We start from the raw sequence: 15,941 nt of genomic DNA on the forward strand, positions 1-15,941 counted from the left end.
AAAAGTCCTTTCAATTAAAATCAACTTGTGGGCAAGCATCGACACAGTATGTCCGCCTTGAATTATCTCTTGCAATTCTCCTGATTCTAATGTAAAGACACTATTGTTGCAATACCTAATTAGCTAACTCTACCTTGAACTACATTGTTACTTATCGGTTTACAACTTGGTTGCTTTAAAAAAATTAATTTTTCATTTTTAATTCATTTCACCTTATACTTACCAGACGAATTAAATTATTAATACATCCCACACCATTGCCACAGATAATTTACTTGACAGCTCACCTTTATTTTAATATTTGCACATCGAAAATGGTATCAGGTCCTATTCACAGCTTTGAAATGACCATTAACACAGTAGTATCATTATTTAAAAAGAAATTTTCTTGACGTAAGCTTAGTAACTCACCCAACAAGCTCAGAACCATTATCAGTTTTCAAAAGTTGTGGTAATCGTCGCCTAAGTACAATGCTGTCCAGCATCTCAGCCACTTCTGCAGGCCGAAGGTTCTGACCCACACAGATCTCCAGACATTCACGTGTGTAGAGGTCAACGACCGTCAGCCGGCTGACCATCAAACAACACACCAGAGACAAAATCCATGCCCCATTGGTTCGGCCAGAGCCCGGAAACTGTGGCTGACTTTTCACTACGGATTTATTGCGGCACGGACGTTTGAGCCGAAGCGACAGCCACTGCTCACGGTGGTAACGGTAAATGCGCTTATGAACATCGCAACAGCCCTCACGTTTTAGCAGGATATGCACCCTGCGCTAACCATAGTGAACACGGGTTTGGTGATTTACTTTATGCGCAGGCGCAACACACTGTCGTCTGCCGCAACAGAGCGGTATCGGTACGAATTGTGGCTGATCTGCAGCGTAAAACAGACCTGTCTCTCACTGGCACCGTATCGGGTCTGTAAGTCACTGACCCACTCACGCAGGCGTGCCAGCGTCAGCTCTTTTTTGCCAGCACATCCTGCAGCATGGCCTTGTCGAGGCTGAGATCGGCAACCACCTTCTTAAGGCGAAGGTTTTCTTCCTCAAGCTGCCGTATGTGCCTGAGTTCTTATGGCGAAATCCCGCCGTATTTTTTGCGCCATGTTTAAAAAGTGGCGTCGGAGATGACCAGATTGCGGCAACCTTCGGGTACGGATGTAGCTAGGTCAGCCTGCTTCAGGGCAAAGACAATCTGCTATTCGGTGAATCGTGACTTTTTCATCGGCACAACCTCCGCTCGGAGATGTGACTATTGGCGTGGCTCTGAATGATACGGCGTGCAAGGTACTGAAGGGGCAGATTGGGAAGCATTCACGCTGGGTGTTTGTTCACAACAAACCCAAGCATCACAGCGATGGAACGCTGGCACCGGCGGGCAGGAAAATGCGCAGTGATGATAACACGGCGTGGAATATCGGTCTAAAGCATGCAGGCATAGAGGATTTCAGATTTCACGATCTGCGACACCCCTGGGCAAGCTGGTTAATCCAGTCTGGTGTTCCGCTTTCAGCTCTGCAGGAAATGGGGGGAAGGGAAAGCATTGAAATTGTGCGCCGGTATGCTCACCTAGCACCGAACCATCTGATGGAACATGCGCGTAAAATTGACTCACTTTTAGGGGGTGACGACAAAAATACGACACAAGGGGAAAATCAGGTGGGATTGAAGTTGGCGTAAGTGATTGAAAGTATTTGGTACGCCCTACAGGATTCGAACCTGTGACCTACGGCTTAGAAGGCCGGTGCTCTATCCAGCTGAGCTAAGGGCGCATAGTGGTTGCGTCGGATTATACGTTTGCACGCTCTGCCGTCAACGTTTTTGCCGTCCTGCGGCGCCAGAGTGTTGAATCATTGAGCAATCCGTCCTTAATCTCGAACAGAACTCCCCAATATCGAGCCATACGCCCCTACCCCCCAACACTCCCCTAACCTCTCAATGCCGCTTACGCCACTCGCTCATCGACACCAGATTGCTCACCTCGCCAGACTCCCCTTCCAGCTCGATCCCCTGCTGCGTAAACCGCGCATTATATTGCTCACGCAGCGCATGCAGCTCCGCACTCTCCGGTTCCAGCTGCCGCAAAAAACCTAACGCCAACAACAGCTGCTGTCGCGAAATCAGTCCTGAAAATCCGGCCTTGGTCAAAATCCCGTGCCAGCGCACCGCGTTCGCGTCACCGCCATCCACAATCAGCACCTGCCAAATCAGCAGTACCGCCGCGCCGTTGCCCAAATGGGTCTCGTTATCCCCTGAGATGTAGTCAGTGAACTCTTTGGCCGCGTCTTTGCCCATCAGTGAAAGCATGGATTCGACATGCACGGGCGGCAGTTGCAGCCTTTTACTCAGCCCTTGCGCGGCGTGACGTGAACCCGCCGTCAGCAGTTGAAATCCTACAACAAACACCACTACCAGCGTGGCGAGCATTAACCAAATCATCACGGCATCCACATAATTTCCTGAGGGACATAATACGCGCTAAGGCAGGCTCGCGTCACTGCGGAAAGTCGTGAAACGCACTGGCGAAATGAATCTCTACCTGACAGCCGGACGCGCTTCTGACAGAATAGGCGCCAATCCCCGATTTAACTTTCTACAGATGGATTTCCTCTCTGATGGCAGCAAAAATTATTGACGGTAAAACGATTGCGCAGCAGGTGCGCCTTGAGGTTGCCGAAAAAGTACAGCAGCGTCTGGCAGCCGGTAAACGTGCACCAGGTTTGGCAGTCGTGCTGGTGGGTGAAAACCCCGCTTCGCAGATCTATGTCGCTAGCAAACGTCGCGCCTGTGATGAAGTGGGCTTTCTCTCCCGCTCTTACGATCTGCCGGCCACCACCAGCGAAGCCGATCTGCTAGAACTGATTGATGCGCTGAACAATGACAACGAAATCGACGGCATTCTGGTTCAGCTCCCGCTGCCAGCCGGTATTGATAATGTCAAAGTGCTGGAACGCATCGTGCCAGACAAAGATGTCGATGGCTTCCATCCGTACAACATTGGTCGTCTGTGCCAGCGCGCACCGAAGCTGCGTCCGTGTACGCCGCGCGGCATCGTGACGCTGCTGGAGCGCTATAACATCGATACCTATGGCCTGAACGCCGTGGTGGTTGGCGCATCCAATATCGTCGGTCGTCCGATGAGCATGGAGTTGCTGCTGGCGGGTTGCACCACCACCGTGACGCACCGTTTCACCAAAGATCTGCGTCACCACGTTGAGCACGCCGATCTGCTGGTGGTGGCAGTCGGTAAGCCGGGCTTTATTCCCGGTGACTGGATCAAGCCAGGCGCGGTGGTGATTGATGTCGGTATTAACCGTCTGGAAAGCGGCAAAGTGGTCGGCGATGTGGATTTTGCGTCAGCGTCTGAGCGTGCGTCTTACATCACTCCGGTTCCCGGTGGCGTCGGTCCAATGACCGTAGCAACCCTGATTCAAAATACATTAGTGGCGTGTGAAGAGTATCACGACGTCGAGGAGGCATAATGGCCAGTTTTTCATTGGGCGAACATGCCCACGTTGATTTGTGTGACCTGCTGAAACTCGAAGGTTGGGTCCAGAGCGGTGCGCAGGCAAAAGTCGCGATCGCGGAAGGTGAAGTGCGTGTTGATGGCGCAGTTGAAACGCGTAAGCGCTGCAAGATTGTTGCAGGCCAGAAAGTTGAGTTCGCCGGTTTTAAAATCACCGTTGTAGCTTAAACGTTCAGGCAAATAAAAAAGGGGCGAACTGCGGTTCGCCCCTTTTTTTATTCTGCGGCCTGTGAGTCCAGGTACGCATAAATGCGTACCCTACAATCTCGTCTTTGGTGCCGATGAAAGCGCGCCGTACAATCTGCAGCATCTGGGTGCCGATGAAAGCGCACCCGTTGAGATTACTTACGACGCCAGCTCGAACCCTGCGGGCCATCTTCCACGATCACGCCCAGCTCGTTCAGCTTGTCACGCGCCACGTCTGCCTGTGCCCAATCTTTTGCAGCACGCGCGTCGGAACGGGCTTTGACCCAATGCTCGATTTCCGCGACTTCATCATCGTTCACCTGCGCACTGCTTTGCAGGAACTGTTCAGGGTCCTGCTGCAAAATGCCCAACACATCCGCCAACTGACGCAGTTTTGCGGCCAACGCATCAGACGCGGCTTTGTCTTCCGTTTTCAGGCGATTCACTTCACGCGCCATATCGAAGAACACCGAATAGGCTTCTGGCGTGTTGAAGTCGTCATCCATCGCCGCACGGAAGCGCGCTTCAAACTCTTCGCCGCCCGCTGCCGTGGCATTGGCATCGGTGTGACGCAGCGCAGTGTAGAGACGCTCCAGCGCCGCACGCGCCTGGTTGAGGTTGTCTTCGCCGTAGTTGAGCTGGCTGCGATAGTGGCCCGACATCAGGAAGTAACGCACGGTTTCCGCATCGTAATGCGCCAGCACGTCACGCACGGTGAAGAAGTTGCCGAGTGATTTCGACATCTTCTCACGATCGATCATCACCATGCCGGAGTGCATCCAGTAATTGACGTACTGGCCGTCGTGCGCACAGGTAGACTGCGCCACTTCGTTTTCGTGGTGCGGGAACATCAGATCCGAACCGCCGCCGTGGATGTCGAAGTGGGTGCCCAGCTGTTTGCAGTTCATCGCAGAACATTCAATGTGCCAGCCCGGACGACCGTTGCCCCACGGCGAATTCCACGCGGGTTCGTTAGGTTTGGACATTTTCCACAACACGAAGTCCATCGGGTTGCGTTTGATTTCAGCGATTTCTACGCGCGCGCCCGCCTGCAGCTGAGTCAGATCCTGACGTGACAGCACGCCATAACCTTTGTCGCTCAGCACATCGAACATTACATCGCCGTTATCAGCAACATAAGCGTGTTTGCGCTCGATTAAACGCTCAACCATTTCGATGATTTCAGGGATGTGGCGCGTGGCACGCGGCTCCAGATCCGGCGGCAGAATGCCCAGCGCGTCAAAATCTTTGTGCATCTCGGCGATCATACGGTTGGTCAGCGTTTCAATGCTCTCACCGTTTTCGTTAGCACGTTTGATAATCTTGTCTTCAATATCGGTGATGTTACGCACATATTTGAGCTGATAGCCTACATAGCGCAGATAACGTGACACCACATCAAATGCAACGAAGGTACGCCCATGACCGATGTGACAGAGGTCGTAAACCGTAATTCCACAGACGTACATGCCGATCTGACCAGCGTGGATCGGTTTAAATTCCTCTTTCTGTCGACTCAGGGTGTTATAGATCTTCAACATTGAACGGTTCCGTTATTTACGTTTGCGGGATACGCCTTTCCAGCGTAGCTGGACATTGTGCCGTATTTTTCTCAGTTGTGCATCGCTCGCTTACCTTCTATAGCTGCCTTACTGACGAGCTATTGGAAATTGTGATATAAGAGGCGTCTACAAAAATGCCCCGCCGCTTAGCAGGCGCGGCAGTTGATACTGACGACACCCGTAACAGGACGAATATAATGGTCACTTTCCAGACGAACCATGGCGACATCGTAATCAAAACCTTCGATGACAAAGCGCCGGCTACCGTGAAAAACTTCCTGGACTACTGCCGTGAAGGTTTCTACGACAACACCATCTTCCACCGTGTTATCAACGGTTTCATGGTTCAGGGCGGCGGTTTCGAGCCTGGCATGAAGCAGAAAGACACCAAAGAAGAGATCCGTAACGAAGCCAACAATGGCGTGAAGAACACCAAAGGTACGCTGGCGATGGCCCGTACTCAGGCGCCACACTCAGCGACTGCACAGTTCTTCATCAACGTAGCAGACAACGACTTCCTGAACTTCCGTGACGAAAGCCTGCAGGGCTGGGGTTACTGCGTGTTCGCTGAAGTGGTTGAAGGCATGGACGTGGTTGAGAAAATCAAAGCGGTGAAAACGGGCCGCAGTGGCATGCACCAGGACGTTCCGGTTGACGACGTTGTCATCCAGAAAGTGACTGTTAGCGAGTAATGTCGCGCACGCTGTTCATCGCAGATTTGCATCTGTGTACAGAAGAACCGGCAATTACTGCCGGTTTTCTGCATTTTTTGCAGGGTGAAGCGCAGCAGTGTGATGCGCTTTACATCCTCGGCGATCTGTTTGAAGCCTGGATTGGTGATGACGATCCTAATCCATTGCATCAGCAAATCGCCGCCGCACTGAAAGCCCTACCGGTCCCTAAATTCTTCATTCACGGTAATCGTGACTTCCTGCTTGGCCAACGTTTTGCGCGTGAAAGCGGCATGACGCTGTTGCCGGAAGAGCAGGTATTGACGCTCTACGGGCAACGCGTGCTGATCATGCACGGCGATACCCTGTGTACCGACGATGAAGGCTATCAACGCTTCCGCGCTAAAGTGCATCAACGCTGGTTACAACGTCTGTTCCTCGCCCTGCCGCTGCGGATGCGGATACGTATTGCCGCGCGAATGCGAGCCGACAGCAAGAATGCCAATCAGCATAAGTCGCTCAGCATCATGGACGTTAATCCGCAAGCCGTGATCGATACGATGACGCGCCAACAGGTGCGTATTCTGATTCACGGGCATACCCATCGTCCGGCGGTACATCAGCTTTCCCTGCAAGGTGAAAGTGCCCAGCGTGTGGTGCTGGGTGCATGGCATGAACAGGGGTCGATGATTCAGGTCGATGCCGCAGGCGTGCAGCTGATCGAATTTCCGTTTTAATATCGGGCGCGCTTAGGCTCGCCTTTATCAGTTTGAATCTGCAAATCTTCGCGCAATAGTGGCTGTTTTCCTCCTACGCAACCGTTTTCCTTGCTGCCATCTCATGCTATTCTCTGTGCCCTTCTTTACCTGCCCGCCCGGCCAGGTTCGTTCGACTATTCACAGGAGTTGACCACATGTCATCCAACGCCACCCCGGCTCGTATCGTCATCGTCATGGGTTCCAAAAGTGACTGGGCTACCATGCAGTTCGCCGAGGAAATTCTTAACAGCCTGGATGTTCCGTTCCACGTTGAAGTGGTCTCTGCTCACCGTACGCCAGACAAACTGTTCAGCTTTGCCGAAACCGCTGCGGACAACGGTTTCCATGTGATCATCGCCGGTGCGGGCGGTGCTGCGCATCTGCCGGGCATGATCGCGGCGAAAACTCTGGTGCCAGTGCTGGGCGTGCCGGTACAAAGCGCCGCGCTGAGCGGTGTGGATAGCCTTTACTCCATCGTGCAGATGCCGCGCGGTATTCCTGTTGGTACGCTGGCGATTGGTAAAGCTGGTGCGGCAAATGCTGCCCTGCTGGCCGCGCAGATTTTAGCGGTGCATGACAAAGAACTGGCGGCACGTCTTGCCACTTGGCGTCAAACTCAGACCGACGAAGTGCTGAACAACCCAGATCCGCGGGGGGATGCATGAAACCGGTTTGCGTACTCGGGAACGGTCAGTTAGGCCGTATGCTGCGCCAGGCGGGTGAACCCCTGGGCATCGCCGTTCATCCCGTAGGCCTGGATGCAGAGCCTTCCGCCCTGCCTATCGCCGAAAGCGTGATCACCGCAGAAATTGAACGTTGGCCCGAAACCGCGTTAACGCGCGAGCTGGCGCTGCATCCTGCGTTTGTGAACCGCGATATTTTCCCGCGGCTGGCCGATCGTCTGACGCAAAAACAGCTGCTCGATCAGCTGAATCTGGCGACTGCGCCATGGCAGCTGCTGGCGGATAAAGCCGAATGGCCGCAGGTGTTCAGCTCACTGGGTGAACTGGCGATTGTGAAACGTCGCACCGGCGGTTATGACGGTCGCGGTCAATGGCGTTTGCGCGCGAACGAAACTGATTCGTTGCCGGATGAGTGCTATGGCGAATGCATTGTAGAGCAGGGCATCAACTTCAGCGGTGAAGTGTCGCTGGTGGGCGCGCGCGGTCACGATGGCACCACGGTGTTCTATCCCTTGACGCACAACCTGCATCAAGACGGCATTCTGCGCACCAGCGTGGCGTTCCCGCAGGCCGATGCCGCGCAACAGCAGCAAGCAGAAGCGATGCTCAGCGCCATCATGCATGAGCTGAAGTATGTCGGCGTGATGGCGATGGAGTGCTTTGTGACGCCTGAAGGCCTGCTGATCAATGAGCTGGCGCCGCGTGTACACAACAGCGGCCACTGGACGCAAAATGGCGCGTCGATTAGCCAGTTTGAGCTGCATCTACGCGCAGTGCTGGGTTTGGCGCTGCCGAAACCGGTGGTGTTTGCGCCGTCGGTGATGGTGAACCTGATTGGTACTGATGTGAATGCCGATTGGCTGCAACAGCCGCTGGTGCATCTGCACTGGTACGATAAAGAAGTGCGTCCGGGCCGTAAGGTTGGACACTTAAACCTGACCGATAGCGATCAGGCACGCCTCGCGGCGGCGCTGAACGCCTTGGTTCCGCTGCTGCCAGAAGAGTACGCCAGCGGAATTGCCTGGGCGGTTGAGAAGCTGTAATCGAAAAGGCCGCGAAAGCGGCCTTTGATTTATGTGCATACTGTATCGGTGCGCATAAATGCGCCCCCTACGGATGAATGCCTGAGGGTCCGGTTCGCATAAATGTACACCCTACGAATTGATGCCTGTTGGCCTGATGCGCATGAATGTGCACCCTACGAATGAATGCTCGTTGCCTGATGCGCATGAATGTGCACCCTGCAGTGGCATAAAACTGTAGGGGCGGCATTTATGCCGCCCATTGCCCTCACGCCGCTTCAAACCGTTTAAACAGCGCCTTCCCTTTCAGCAACCGAATGCCCAGCCAACTACCGCACAGTGACAGCAGCAGCGCGCCGCTGATCGGCAATGCGATCCATAGCGTCCAGTCGGGTTCCCACGGAAAATCGAAGATCTTGCGCTGTAATCCCCATAACGCCGCTTCTGCGCCTAACGCTGCTGCAATCCCCGACACCACACCCAGCAACGCAAATTCACACCACAACGTGCCGCGCAGCAGGCGTTTGCTGGCACCCAGCGTGCGGTACACCACCAACTCCTGTCGGCGCTGTCGCATGCCGACCTGAATCTGTGCCAGCAACAGCAGCACGCCGCAAACGGTGACCAACACCACCATGATCTCCAGCGCCTGGCTAACTTGAGCCAGCACCTGACCTATCTGCTTCAGCATGCTGCCGATATCCAATAAACTCAGCGTCGGGAAGGCGCGATTTAACTGCGCCAGCAGCGCGGGGTTGTTGTCCATACGGAAGCTCGTCAGCCAGGTCTGTGGCTGCTGATCCAGCGCGCCCGGCGGGAAGATAAAGAAGAAGTTCGGCCGCAGGCTCTCCCAATCCACTTTACGTAGGCTGGTGATTTTCGCACTGAACTGCTGCGTATCGCCGCTGAAGGTCAGGCTATCCCCCAACTTCAGTCCGAGCCGATCCGCTAACTCCATTTCCATCGACACTTCACCGACTTTCGGCGGCCAGCTTCCCGCCATCAACGGGTTGTGATCGGGACGTTCCGCCTGCCAGGTCAGATTGAGTTCACGATTTAGCGCGTTATCCATTTTAGGATTGGCTTCTTTGCCGTTTAGCTCTGTCAGACGCGCACGCACAATCGGGTAGAAGCTCTCTGCTTTCACCTGATGCTGACTGAGGAAATCGCGCACCTGCGGCACCTGCTCCTGCGTCATATTAAGCAGGAAATAGTTAGGTGCATCCGCTGGCAACTGCTGTTGCCAGCGATCCAGCAGATCGCCACGCATCACCAGCAGCAATGCCAGCAGCATAAAGGAGAGTGAAAACGCGGCTAACTGGCTCAGCGTCATCACCGGCTGTCGCAATAGGCGATTGATCGCCAGCCGCATCGCCAGATTACGCACCACCAACTTACGCAGCAGCAACAGCGTGCCCCAGCCAAGCAGGGCCAGCAGCAGCGCTAGCATCACCACGCCCGCTAGCAGCGCCCACAGCATTTTACTGCCGCCCATCAATAACGCCAGCAGGCCAACCACCACCAGCGCCATCACCGGCAGATAAATGCGCAGCGGCCAGATATTGGCGACCGCATCACGCCGCAGTACGCGTAACGGCTGGGTCGCCATCAACAGACGATACGGGCGCAGTCCCACCAACAGCGAAATCACAAACATGGTGCCGATGGCCCATAACCACGGCCAGAAGCTGGCGGCCGGAAGCGCAGCGGGCAGCACGGGTTTGAGCATCACTAATAAAATGATCTCAATCCCCTGCCCTAGCGCGCTGCCTGCGATGGCGGCCAGCAACAGCACCGCCAGCCACTGGCCGACAATCAACCGCTGTAAGGCTTTACGCGTGGCTCCGAGAGTTTTCAGTACCGCCACCAGATCGTAGCGGCTACGGCAGTAGTGGCTCATCGCCACCGCAACAGCGGCAATCGCCAGCATCAGGGTTAGCAGCGCTGAAAGCAGTAAGAATTGTTGGGAACGCTGCATCGAACGTCCCAATGCATCCTCTGAATTCTCGACGCTGATCCAGCGCTCTCCCGCTTTCAACTGCGGTTGAATCCAGCGGTCATAGCGACCAAGTGGCGCGGGATCGCCTGAGAACTTGTAGCGCCAGCTCAAGCGACTGCCAGGCTGGATCGCGCCGGTTTTATCGACATCCGCGAGGTTCATCAGCAGACGCGGTGCGGTCTGGAACGGATTGAAGCCGCCATCCGGTTCCTGAATTACTTCGCCAGCGATACGCAGCGTGGTGTCACCGACATCAACGTTATCGCCGACTTTCAGATTAAGCAACGCCAGCAGTCGCGGCGCGGCCAGCACCGTGCCCGCTTGCGGTTTTAACCCCGGCGGATCGGTCTGTAAGGTGCCAAACATCGGATAGGCATCATCCACTGCTTTAACGTCTGCCAGCTGTGGTGTTTGATCGGCAAACGTCATGGTCATAAAGCTGAGCTGGCGACTAACGGAGAGCCCTTCATCGCGCGCTTTATTCAACCAGGCTTCGGGCGCGGGCGCACTGCTGCGCAAGGTACGGTCCCCCGCCATAAAATCACGGCTCTGCTGGCTGAGCCCTTTCTCCATGCGATCGCTAATAGAGCCGAGCGCCAGGACACAGGCCACCGCCAGCGTTAACGCCAGCCAGACAATCAGCAGCGAAGGCGATCGCCATTCACGCCAGAACCAGCGCCAAATCATGACTCCTCCCACAGCTTGCCGTCGCGTAGCCGCAGCCGTCGATCGCAACGTGCCGCCAGTTGCTCGTCGTGCGTTACCAGAATCAATGTGGTGGCGAAATCACGGTTAAGGGAGAAGAGTAAATCGGCGATGCGATCGCCGGTTTTGCGATCCAGATTGCCGGTAGGTTCATCGGCAAACAGCAGGCCAGGACGTCCGCTAAAGGCGCGGGCCAGCGCCACACGTTGCTGTTCTCCTCCAGAAAGCTGGGCAGGCAGATGCTGCAAACGATCTTTCAAGCCAAGCTGCGTCAGTAGATCCACCGCCTGTGCGCGGCTGTCACGATCGCTGTCCCCGCGCAACAGGGCTGGCAACTGGACGTTTTCCAGCGCATTCAGCGTGGGCACCAGCATAAAAGATTGAAACACAAAGCCAACTTCGCGCGCGCGCAACGCGGCTCGCTGCTCTTCGTCCATGCTGTGCAGCGGCTGGCCGAGCAGGTGCACTTCGCCGCTGCTGCCATCATCCAGCCCAGCCAGGATACCCAGCAATGTTGATTTACCGGAGCCGGACTCGCCAATTAGCGCGATGGTCTCGGCTGGTTTGACAACCAGCTCAACTCCGGTGAGGATGGTCAGCTGATGCTCTCCCTGACCGACGGACTTAGTAAGATGATGAACTGCAACAATGTTTTCCGCTGGCATTATCCCTTCCTGTTGTTATTGCTTCTGCTGGTGTCCCGCATCGCTGCCGCCGATACCTTGCTGGTATTGGGTGACAGCCTGAGCGCCGGGTATCGCATGTCCGCCACCGCGGCATGGCCCAGCCTGCTCGATAAAACCTGGCATCAGCAGCCCCAGATTATTAACGCCAGCATCAGCGGAGATACCGCTGGACAAGGGCTGACGCGTTTGCCGGGCCTATTAAAACAGCATCAACCCCGTTGGGTGTTAATCGAATTGGGCGGTAACGACGGCTTGCGCGGTTTCCCGCCACAGAACATCGCCCAGGATCTGAGCAAAGTGATCGACGAGGTCAAAGCCGCCAACGCGCAGCCGTTGCTGATGCAAATTCGTCTGCCTGCTAATTATGGACGTCGTTATACGGAGGCGTTTAGCGCGATCTATCCGCAGCTGGCACAGCAGTACAACATTCCTCTGGTGCCATTCTTTATGGAGCAAGTTTATCTGAAGCCGGAATGGATGCAGCAGGACGGTATTCACCCCAATCCGGATGCGCAGCCGTTTATTGCTAACCTGATGGCAAACGAACTGGCTCCGCTAGTAAAGCAGAATTAATGCAGGCGTGTGATTTATAACAGGTAAAGAAATGCAAAAAACGATCTTAATCACCGGTTGTTCCAGTGGCATCGGTTTAGTGGCTGCCAACGATCTGCTGTTACGCGGCTATCGGGTGATTGCCGCCTGCCGCCGCCCAAACGATGTGGCGCACATGGAGGCGCTCGGCTTTATCGGCGTCCAGCTTGATCTTGACGATCCTGCCAGCGTGGATGCGGCGGCGGATCGCGTGATGGCGCTCTGCGATCATCGCTTGCACGGCCTGTTTAACAACGGCGGCTTCGGTCAATATGGACCGCTGACCAGCGTGTCGCGCCAGCAACTGGAAAAACAGTTCTCCACCAATGTCTTTGGTACCCATCAGCTCACCATGCGCTTGCTGCCTGCGTTGCAAGCCAGCGGTGACGGACGCATCATCAATACCAGTTCGGTGCTGGGACTGATCTCTACGCCAGGCCGCGGGGCTTATGCCGCCAGCAAATGGGCTTTAGAAGCCTGGAGCGATGCGCTGCGTATGGAAGTACGCGCATCGGGCGTGCGTGTGAGCTTGATCGAACCCGGTCCGATCGCCACCCGATTCACCGACAATGTGCATCAGGGTGAACAAGACAAACCGGTGCGTAACCCAGGGATTGCGGCGCGCTTCACCCTGCCGCCGGAGGCCATTTTGCCAAAGCTGCGCCACGCGCTGGAGAGTAAACATCCGCGTTTGCGCTATCCGGTGACGCTGGTCGCATGGATAATGAGCCTGCTGAAACGCCTGCTTCCCGGATGGTTGCTGGATCGCATTTTGCGCAGCAACTAAGCAGCAAGCCAGATTTGAACTTGAAGCGGGGCAGCTTGCCCCCATATCCTCAACACACTTTCTGCAAAGAGACGTATTCATGTCACACGCTTTGATTATCGACATCAACGAATCCAACCTGCAACAGACGCTGGAGCAATCCATGCAGCTGCCGGTGCTGTTTTATTTCTGGTCTGAACGCAGCCAACACTGCCAGGAGCTGACGCCCGTTCTTGAGCGTCTGGCACAGGAATATGCCGGTCAGTTCATTCTGGCCACGCTGGATTGCGATAAACAGCAAGCCGTGGCATCGCAGTTTGGTCTGCGTTCCATTCCTACCGTCTATCTGTTCCAAAATGGTCAGCCGGTTGATGGTTTCCAGGGACCGCAGCCGGAAGAAGCCATTCGCGCGCTGCTGCAAAAAGTACTGCCACGTGAGGAAGAGCTGAAAACCCACCAGGCGATGCAATTGATGGAAGAAGGCAAACCGCTTGATGCGCTGCCGTTGCTGAAAGATGCCTGGCAATTAAGCAATCAGAACAGTGAAATCGGTTTCCTGCTGGCAGAAGTGCTGATTACCCTTAACCGCAGCGACGAAGCGGAAGCCGTGCTGGCGGTGGTGCCATTACAGGATCAGGATACGCGCTACCAGAGCCTGGTGTCACAGATCGATCTGCTGAAACAAGCGGCGGATACGCCGGAGATCCAACAACTGCAGGATCAACTCGCTGGCGATCCCGCGAATGCTGAGCTGGCTGCTAAACTTGCCTTACAGCTGCATCAGGTGGGTCGCAATGAGGAAGCACTGGATCTGCTGTTCAGTTTCCTGAAAAGTGATTTGAGTGCGGGTGAAGGCCAGGTGCGTAAGATGTTCCAGGAAATTTTGGCCGCGCTCGGCACGGGCGATGCTCTCGCCACCCGCTATCGCCGCCAGCTTTACTCGCTGCTCTACTGACAGGTAGCGCGCGTTAAACGGGCCGAAGCGACTCGGCCCGACAATCTGACAACCAGGAGGTTATATGTTGACTGTGATTCCCGTGATCATCGTACTCGCTTTAGTCACTGTCTGGGCGAGTGTAAAAATTGTGCCACAGGGCTATCAATGGACGGTAGAACGCTTTGGCCGTTATACCAAAACGTTGTCGCCAGGCCTGAGTTTACTTGTCCCGTTTATGGATCGTATTGGTCGTAAGATCAACATGATGGAACAAGTGCTCGACATCCCCTCTCAAGAAATCATCTCCAAAGACAACGCTAACGTCACTATTGATGCCGTCTGTTTTATCCAGGTGGTTGACCCTGCGCGCGCCGCCTATGAAGTCAGCAATCTTGAGCTTTCCATCCTCAATTTAACCATGACCAATATCCGCACCGTGCTCGGCAGCATGGAGCTGGATGAGATGCTGTCGCAGCGCGATAACATCAACACGCGATTGCTGCACATTGTTGATGAGGCCACCAACCCGTGGGGCGTCAAAATCACCCGTATTGAAATTCGCGATGTGCGCCCGCCGCAAGAGTTGATTGCCGCGATGAACGCGCAGATGAAAGCAGAGCGAACCAAACGTGCCGATATTCTTACTGCGGAAGGCGTGCGTCAGGCGGCAATTTTGCGCGCTGAGGGCGATAAGCAATCGCAAATTCTTAAAGCTGAAGGTGAACGAACCTCTGCCTTCCTGCAGGCCGAAGCGCGTGAACGTTCGGCGCAGGCGGAAGCGAATGCGACACGTGTGGTATCTGAAGCCATTGCCGCTGGGGATATTCAGGCTGTTAATTACTTCGTGGCGCAGAAATACACCGATGCGCTGCAGAAAATTGGCGAGTCGCATAACAGCAAAGTGGTGATGATGCCACTGGATGCCAGCAGCTTGCTGGGGTCGATTGGCGGCATCAGTGAACTGCTGAAGGAGAGCCGTCAGGAGCGTAAACCGTGATCCTAATGGAACTGATTGCCCATCCTCACTGGTTCTGGTTAACGCTGGGTGGCCTGCTGTTAGCCGCTGAAATGCTCGGCACCAGCGGCTATCTGCTGTGGAGCGGACTGGCGGCAGTGCTGGTTGGACTCATCGAGTGGATGTTTCCCTTCTCTTGGACCAGCCAGGGCGCACTGTTTGCGGTGCTCACACTCTTGTGCGTGTTTTTCTGGTATCGCTGGATGCGCTATCGCGAGACGACCCAGCAGCCGAACACCCTCAATCAACGGGGTTCACAGTTGATCGGCATGCATCTGACCTTGGATAGCGCCCTAAAAGATGGCTTCGGCCACGTACGTATTGGCGACAGCAGCTGGCGCGTGCAAGCCAAAGAGGATTTGCCCGCCGGTACACCGGTCATCGTTACCGGTGTCGTTGGCATTACCCTGCTGGTTCAACCGCGTTTTCCTTCGGCTTGATGGCAACAGCCCGCGAGGTGATTAATGATGGGGCATTCCGCACTGTCATCGCCTGGGCAGGCTTCCGCCAACTCCAGCAGTCGCGCGCGCATCGCATGCAGTTCTTCGATGTGCGCGGCGATTTCATCCGCTTTTTGCAGCGTCCGCGCCTTTACATCGGCGCTGTGACGCGCAGGATTGTTAAACAGCGTGACCAGCTCGCGACACTCTTCCAGCGTAAAGCCCACCTGGCGCGCCTGGCGCAGCAGATTGAGTTCATCGATATGATGTGCGGCATAGCTGCGATAGCCATTGTCGCTGCGTAACGGCGGCGTCACCACGCCCTTCTCTTCATAGAAGCGAATCGCTTTACTGGTGAGACCGGTCTTTTTTGCCACATCGCTAATGTTCAT

At 55.1% G+C, this 15,941-nt stretch carries 16 protein-coding genes, 1 tRNA gene and 1 pseudogene; 12 read left to right on the plus strand and 6 right to left on the minus strand.

All coding sequences use genetic code 11. The annotated features are described in order from the left end of the window. Nucleotides 1-1,256: 1,256 nt before the first annotated feature. Nucleotides 1,257-1,682: pseudogene (locus tag HA51_RS15145) on the plus strand (site-specific integrase); the annotation flags it as partial. 15 nt (nt 1,683-1,697) lie between these two features. On the opposite strand, the gene HA51_RS15150 reads toward HA51_RS15145, so the two are convergent. Both HA51_RS15150 and HA51_RS15155 read right to left on the minus strand, forming a co-directional pair. Further along, nucleotides 1,698-1,774, minus strand: a tRNA-Arg gene (locus tag HA51_RS15150). Nucleotides 1,775-1,937: 163 nt separating this feature from the next. After that, entirely contained in the window at nt 1,938-2,441 is a 504-nt protein-coding gene (locus tag HA51_RS15155) for a DUF1198 family protein (protein ID WP_084935499.1), read from the minus strand. 176 nt (nt 2,442-2,617) lie between these two features. Here HA51_RS15155 and folD point away from each other — a divergent pair, with 176 nt between their 5' ends. Together folD and ybcJ are read left to right on the plus strand one after the other, a co-directional pair. After that, nucleotides 2,618-3,484, plus strand: coding sequence for a bifunctional methylenetetrahydrofolate dehydrogenase/methenyltetrahydrofolate cyclohydrolase FolD (gene folD / locus HA51_RS15160; protein ID WP_084935452.1), 867 nt, complete (start codon nt 2,618-2,620; stop codon nt 3,482-3,484). After that, the gene (gene ybcJ, locus HA51_RS15165; RefSeq protein WP_084935453.1) at nt 3,484-3,696 is read left to right on the plus strand and encodes a ribosome-associated protein YbcJ; all 213 of its coding nucleotides are present in this window, start codon (nt 3,484-3,486) and stop codon (nt 3,694-3,696) included. Before folD ends, ybcJ begins: the two co-directional genes overlap by 1 nt. A 173-nt stretch (nt 3,697-3,869) precedes the next feature. On the opposite strand, the gene cysS is transcribed toward ybcJ, so the two are convergent. Next, nucleotides 3,870-5,255 (minus strand): cysteine--tRNA ligase, encoded by a 1,386-nt coding sequence (gene cysS / locus HA51_RS15170; protein WP_084935454.1) that lies wholly within the window; start codon nt 5,253-5,255, stop codon nt 3,870-3,872. A gap of 218 nt (nt 5,256-5,473) precedes the next feature. On the opposite strand from cysS, the gene ppiB reads away from it, so the two are divergent. From ppiB to purK, 4 genes are all read left to right on the plus strand, one after another. Beyond that, nucleotides 5,474-5,968: a peptidylprolyl isomerase B gene (ppiB, locus tag HA51_RS15175; RefSeq protein WP_084935455.1), complete on the plus strand. Its 495-nt coding sequence runs from the start codon at nt 5,474-5,476 to the stop codon at nt 5,966-5,968. Further along, nucleotides 5,968-6,684: a UDP-2,3-diacylglucosamine diphosphatase gene (gene lpxH / locus HA51_RS15180; RefSeq protein WP_084935456.1), complete on the plus strand. Its 717-nt coding sequence runs from the start codon at nt 5,968-5,970 to the stop codon at nt 6,682-6,684. Before ppiB ends, lpxH begins: the two co-directional genes overlap by 1 nt. A gap of 176 nt (nt 6,685-6,860) precedes the next feature. After that, nucleotides 6,861-7,370 carry a 5-(carboxyamino)imidazole ribonucleotide mutase gene (gene purE, locus HA51_RS15185; RefSeq protein WP_084935457.1) on the plus strand — a complete coding sequence of 170 codons (510 nt, stop codon included), beginning with the start codon at nt 6,861-6,863 and terminating at the stop codon, nt 7,368-7,370. Next, nucleotides 7,367-8,431 carry a 5-(carboxyamino)imidazole ribonucleotide synthase gene (gene purK / locus HA51_RS15190; RefSeq protein WP_084935458.1) on the plus strand — a complete coding sequence of 355 codons (1,065 nt, stop codon included), beginning with the start codon at nt 7,367-7,369 and terminating at the stop codon, nt 8,429-8,431. The genes purE and purK overlap by 4 nt, the downstream gene beginning before the upstream one ends. Before the next feature lie 247 nt (nt 8,432-8,678). Here purK and ybbP read toward each other — a convergent pair whose 3' ends face one another. Both ybbP and ybbA read right to left on the minus strand, forming a co-directional pair. Next, entirely contained in the window at nt 8,679-11,096 is a 2,418-nt protein-coding gene (gene ybbP, locus HA51_RS15195) for a putative ABC transporter permease subunit YbbP (protein WP_084935459.1), read from the minus strand. Then, entirely contained in the window at nt 11,093-11,779 is a 687-nt protein-coding gene (gene ybbA / locus HA51_RS15200; RefSeq protein ID WP_084935460.1) for a putative ABC transporter ATP-binding protein YbbA, read from the minus strand. The genes ybbP and ybbA overlap by 4 nt, the downstream gene beginning before the upstream one ends. On the opposite strand from ybbA, the gene tesA reads away from it, so the two are divergent. The 5 genes from tesA to HA51_RS15225 all read left to right on the plus strand — a co-directional run bounded on the left by tesA (nt 11,747) and on the right by HA51_RS15225 (nt 15,549). After that, nucleotides 11,747-12,373: a multifunctional acyl-CoA thioesterase I/protease I/lysophospholipase L1 gene (gene tesA, locus HA51_RS15205; RefSeq protein WP_211282954.1), complete on the plus strand. Its 627-nt coding sequence runs from the start codon at nt 11,747-11,749 to the stop codon at nt 12,371-12,373. The genes ybbA and tesA overlap by 33 nt on opposite strands. A gap of 31 nt (nt 12,374-12,404) precedes the next feature. Next, a complete protein-coding gene (locus HA51_RS15210; RefSeq protein ID WP_084935462.1) occupies nt 12,405-13,178 on the plus strand; it encodes an SDR family oxidoreductase in 774 nt (257 codons plus the stop codon). A gap of 79 nt (nt 13,179-13,257) precedes the next feature. Further along, nucleotides 13,258-14,112 carry a thioredoxin family protein gene (locus HA51_RS15215; RefSeq protein ID WP_084935463.1) on the plus strand — a complete coding sequence of 285 codons (855 nt, stop codon included), beginning with the start codon at nt 13,258-13,260 and terminating at the stop codon, nt 14,110-14,112. A 64-nt stretch (nt 14,113-14,176) separates the two neighbouring features. Further along, on the plus strand, nt 14,177-15,091 hold the full coding sequence (locus tag HA51_RS15220; protein ID WP_084935464.1) for an SPFH domain-containing protein: 915 nt from the start codon (nt 14,177-14,179) through the stop codon (nt 15,089-15,091). Continuing rightward, complete coding sequence (locus tag HA51_RS15225; RefSeq protein ID WP_084935500.1) at nt 15,091-15,549, plus strand: NfeD family protein; 459 nt, start codon at nt 15,091-15,093, stop codon at nt 15,547-15,549. The genes HA51_RS15220 and HA51_RS15225 overlap by 1 nt, the downstream gene beginning before the upstream one ends. On the opposite strand, the gene cueR is transcribed toward HA51_RS15225, so the two are convergent. Continuing rightward, nucleotides 15,525-15,941 carry a Cu(I)-responsive transcriptional regulator gene (gene cueR, locus HA51_RS15230; RefSeq protein WP_084935465.1) on the minus strand — a complete coding sequence of 139 codons (417 nt, stop codon included), beginning with the start codon at nt 15,939-15,941 and terminating at the stop codon, nt 15,525-15,527. The genes HA51_RS15225 and cueR overlap by 25 nt on opposite strands.

This window comes from Pantoea rwandensis (assembly GCF_002095475.1).
Classification (GTDB): Bacteria; Pseudomonadota; Gammaproteobacteria; order Enterobacterales; family Enterobacteriaceae; genus Pantoea; species Pantoea rwandensis.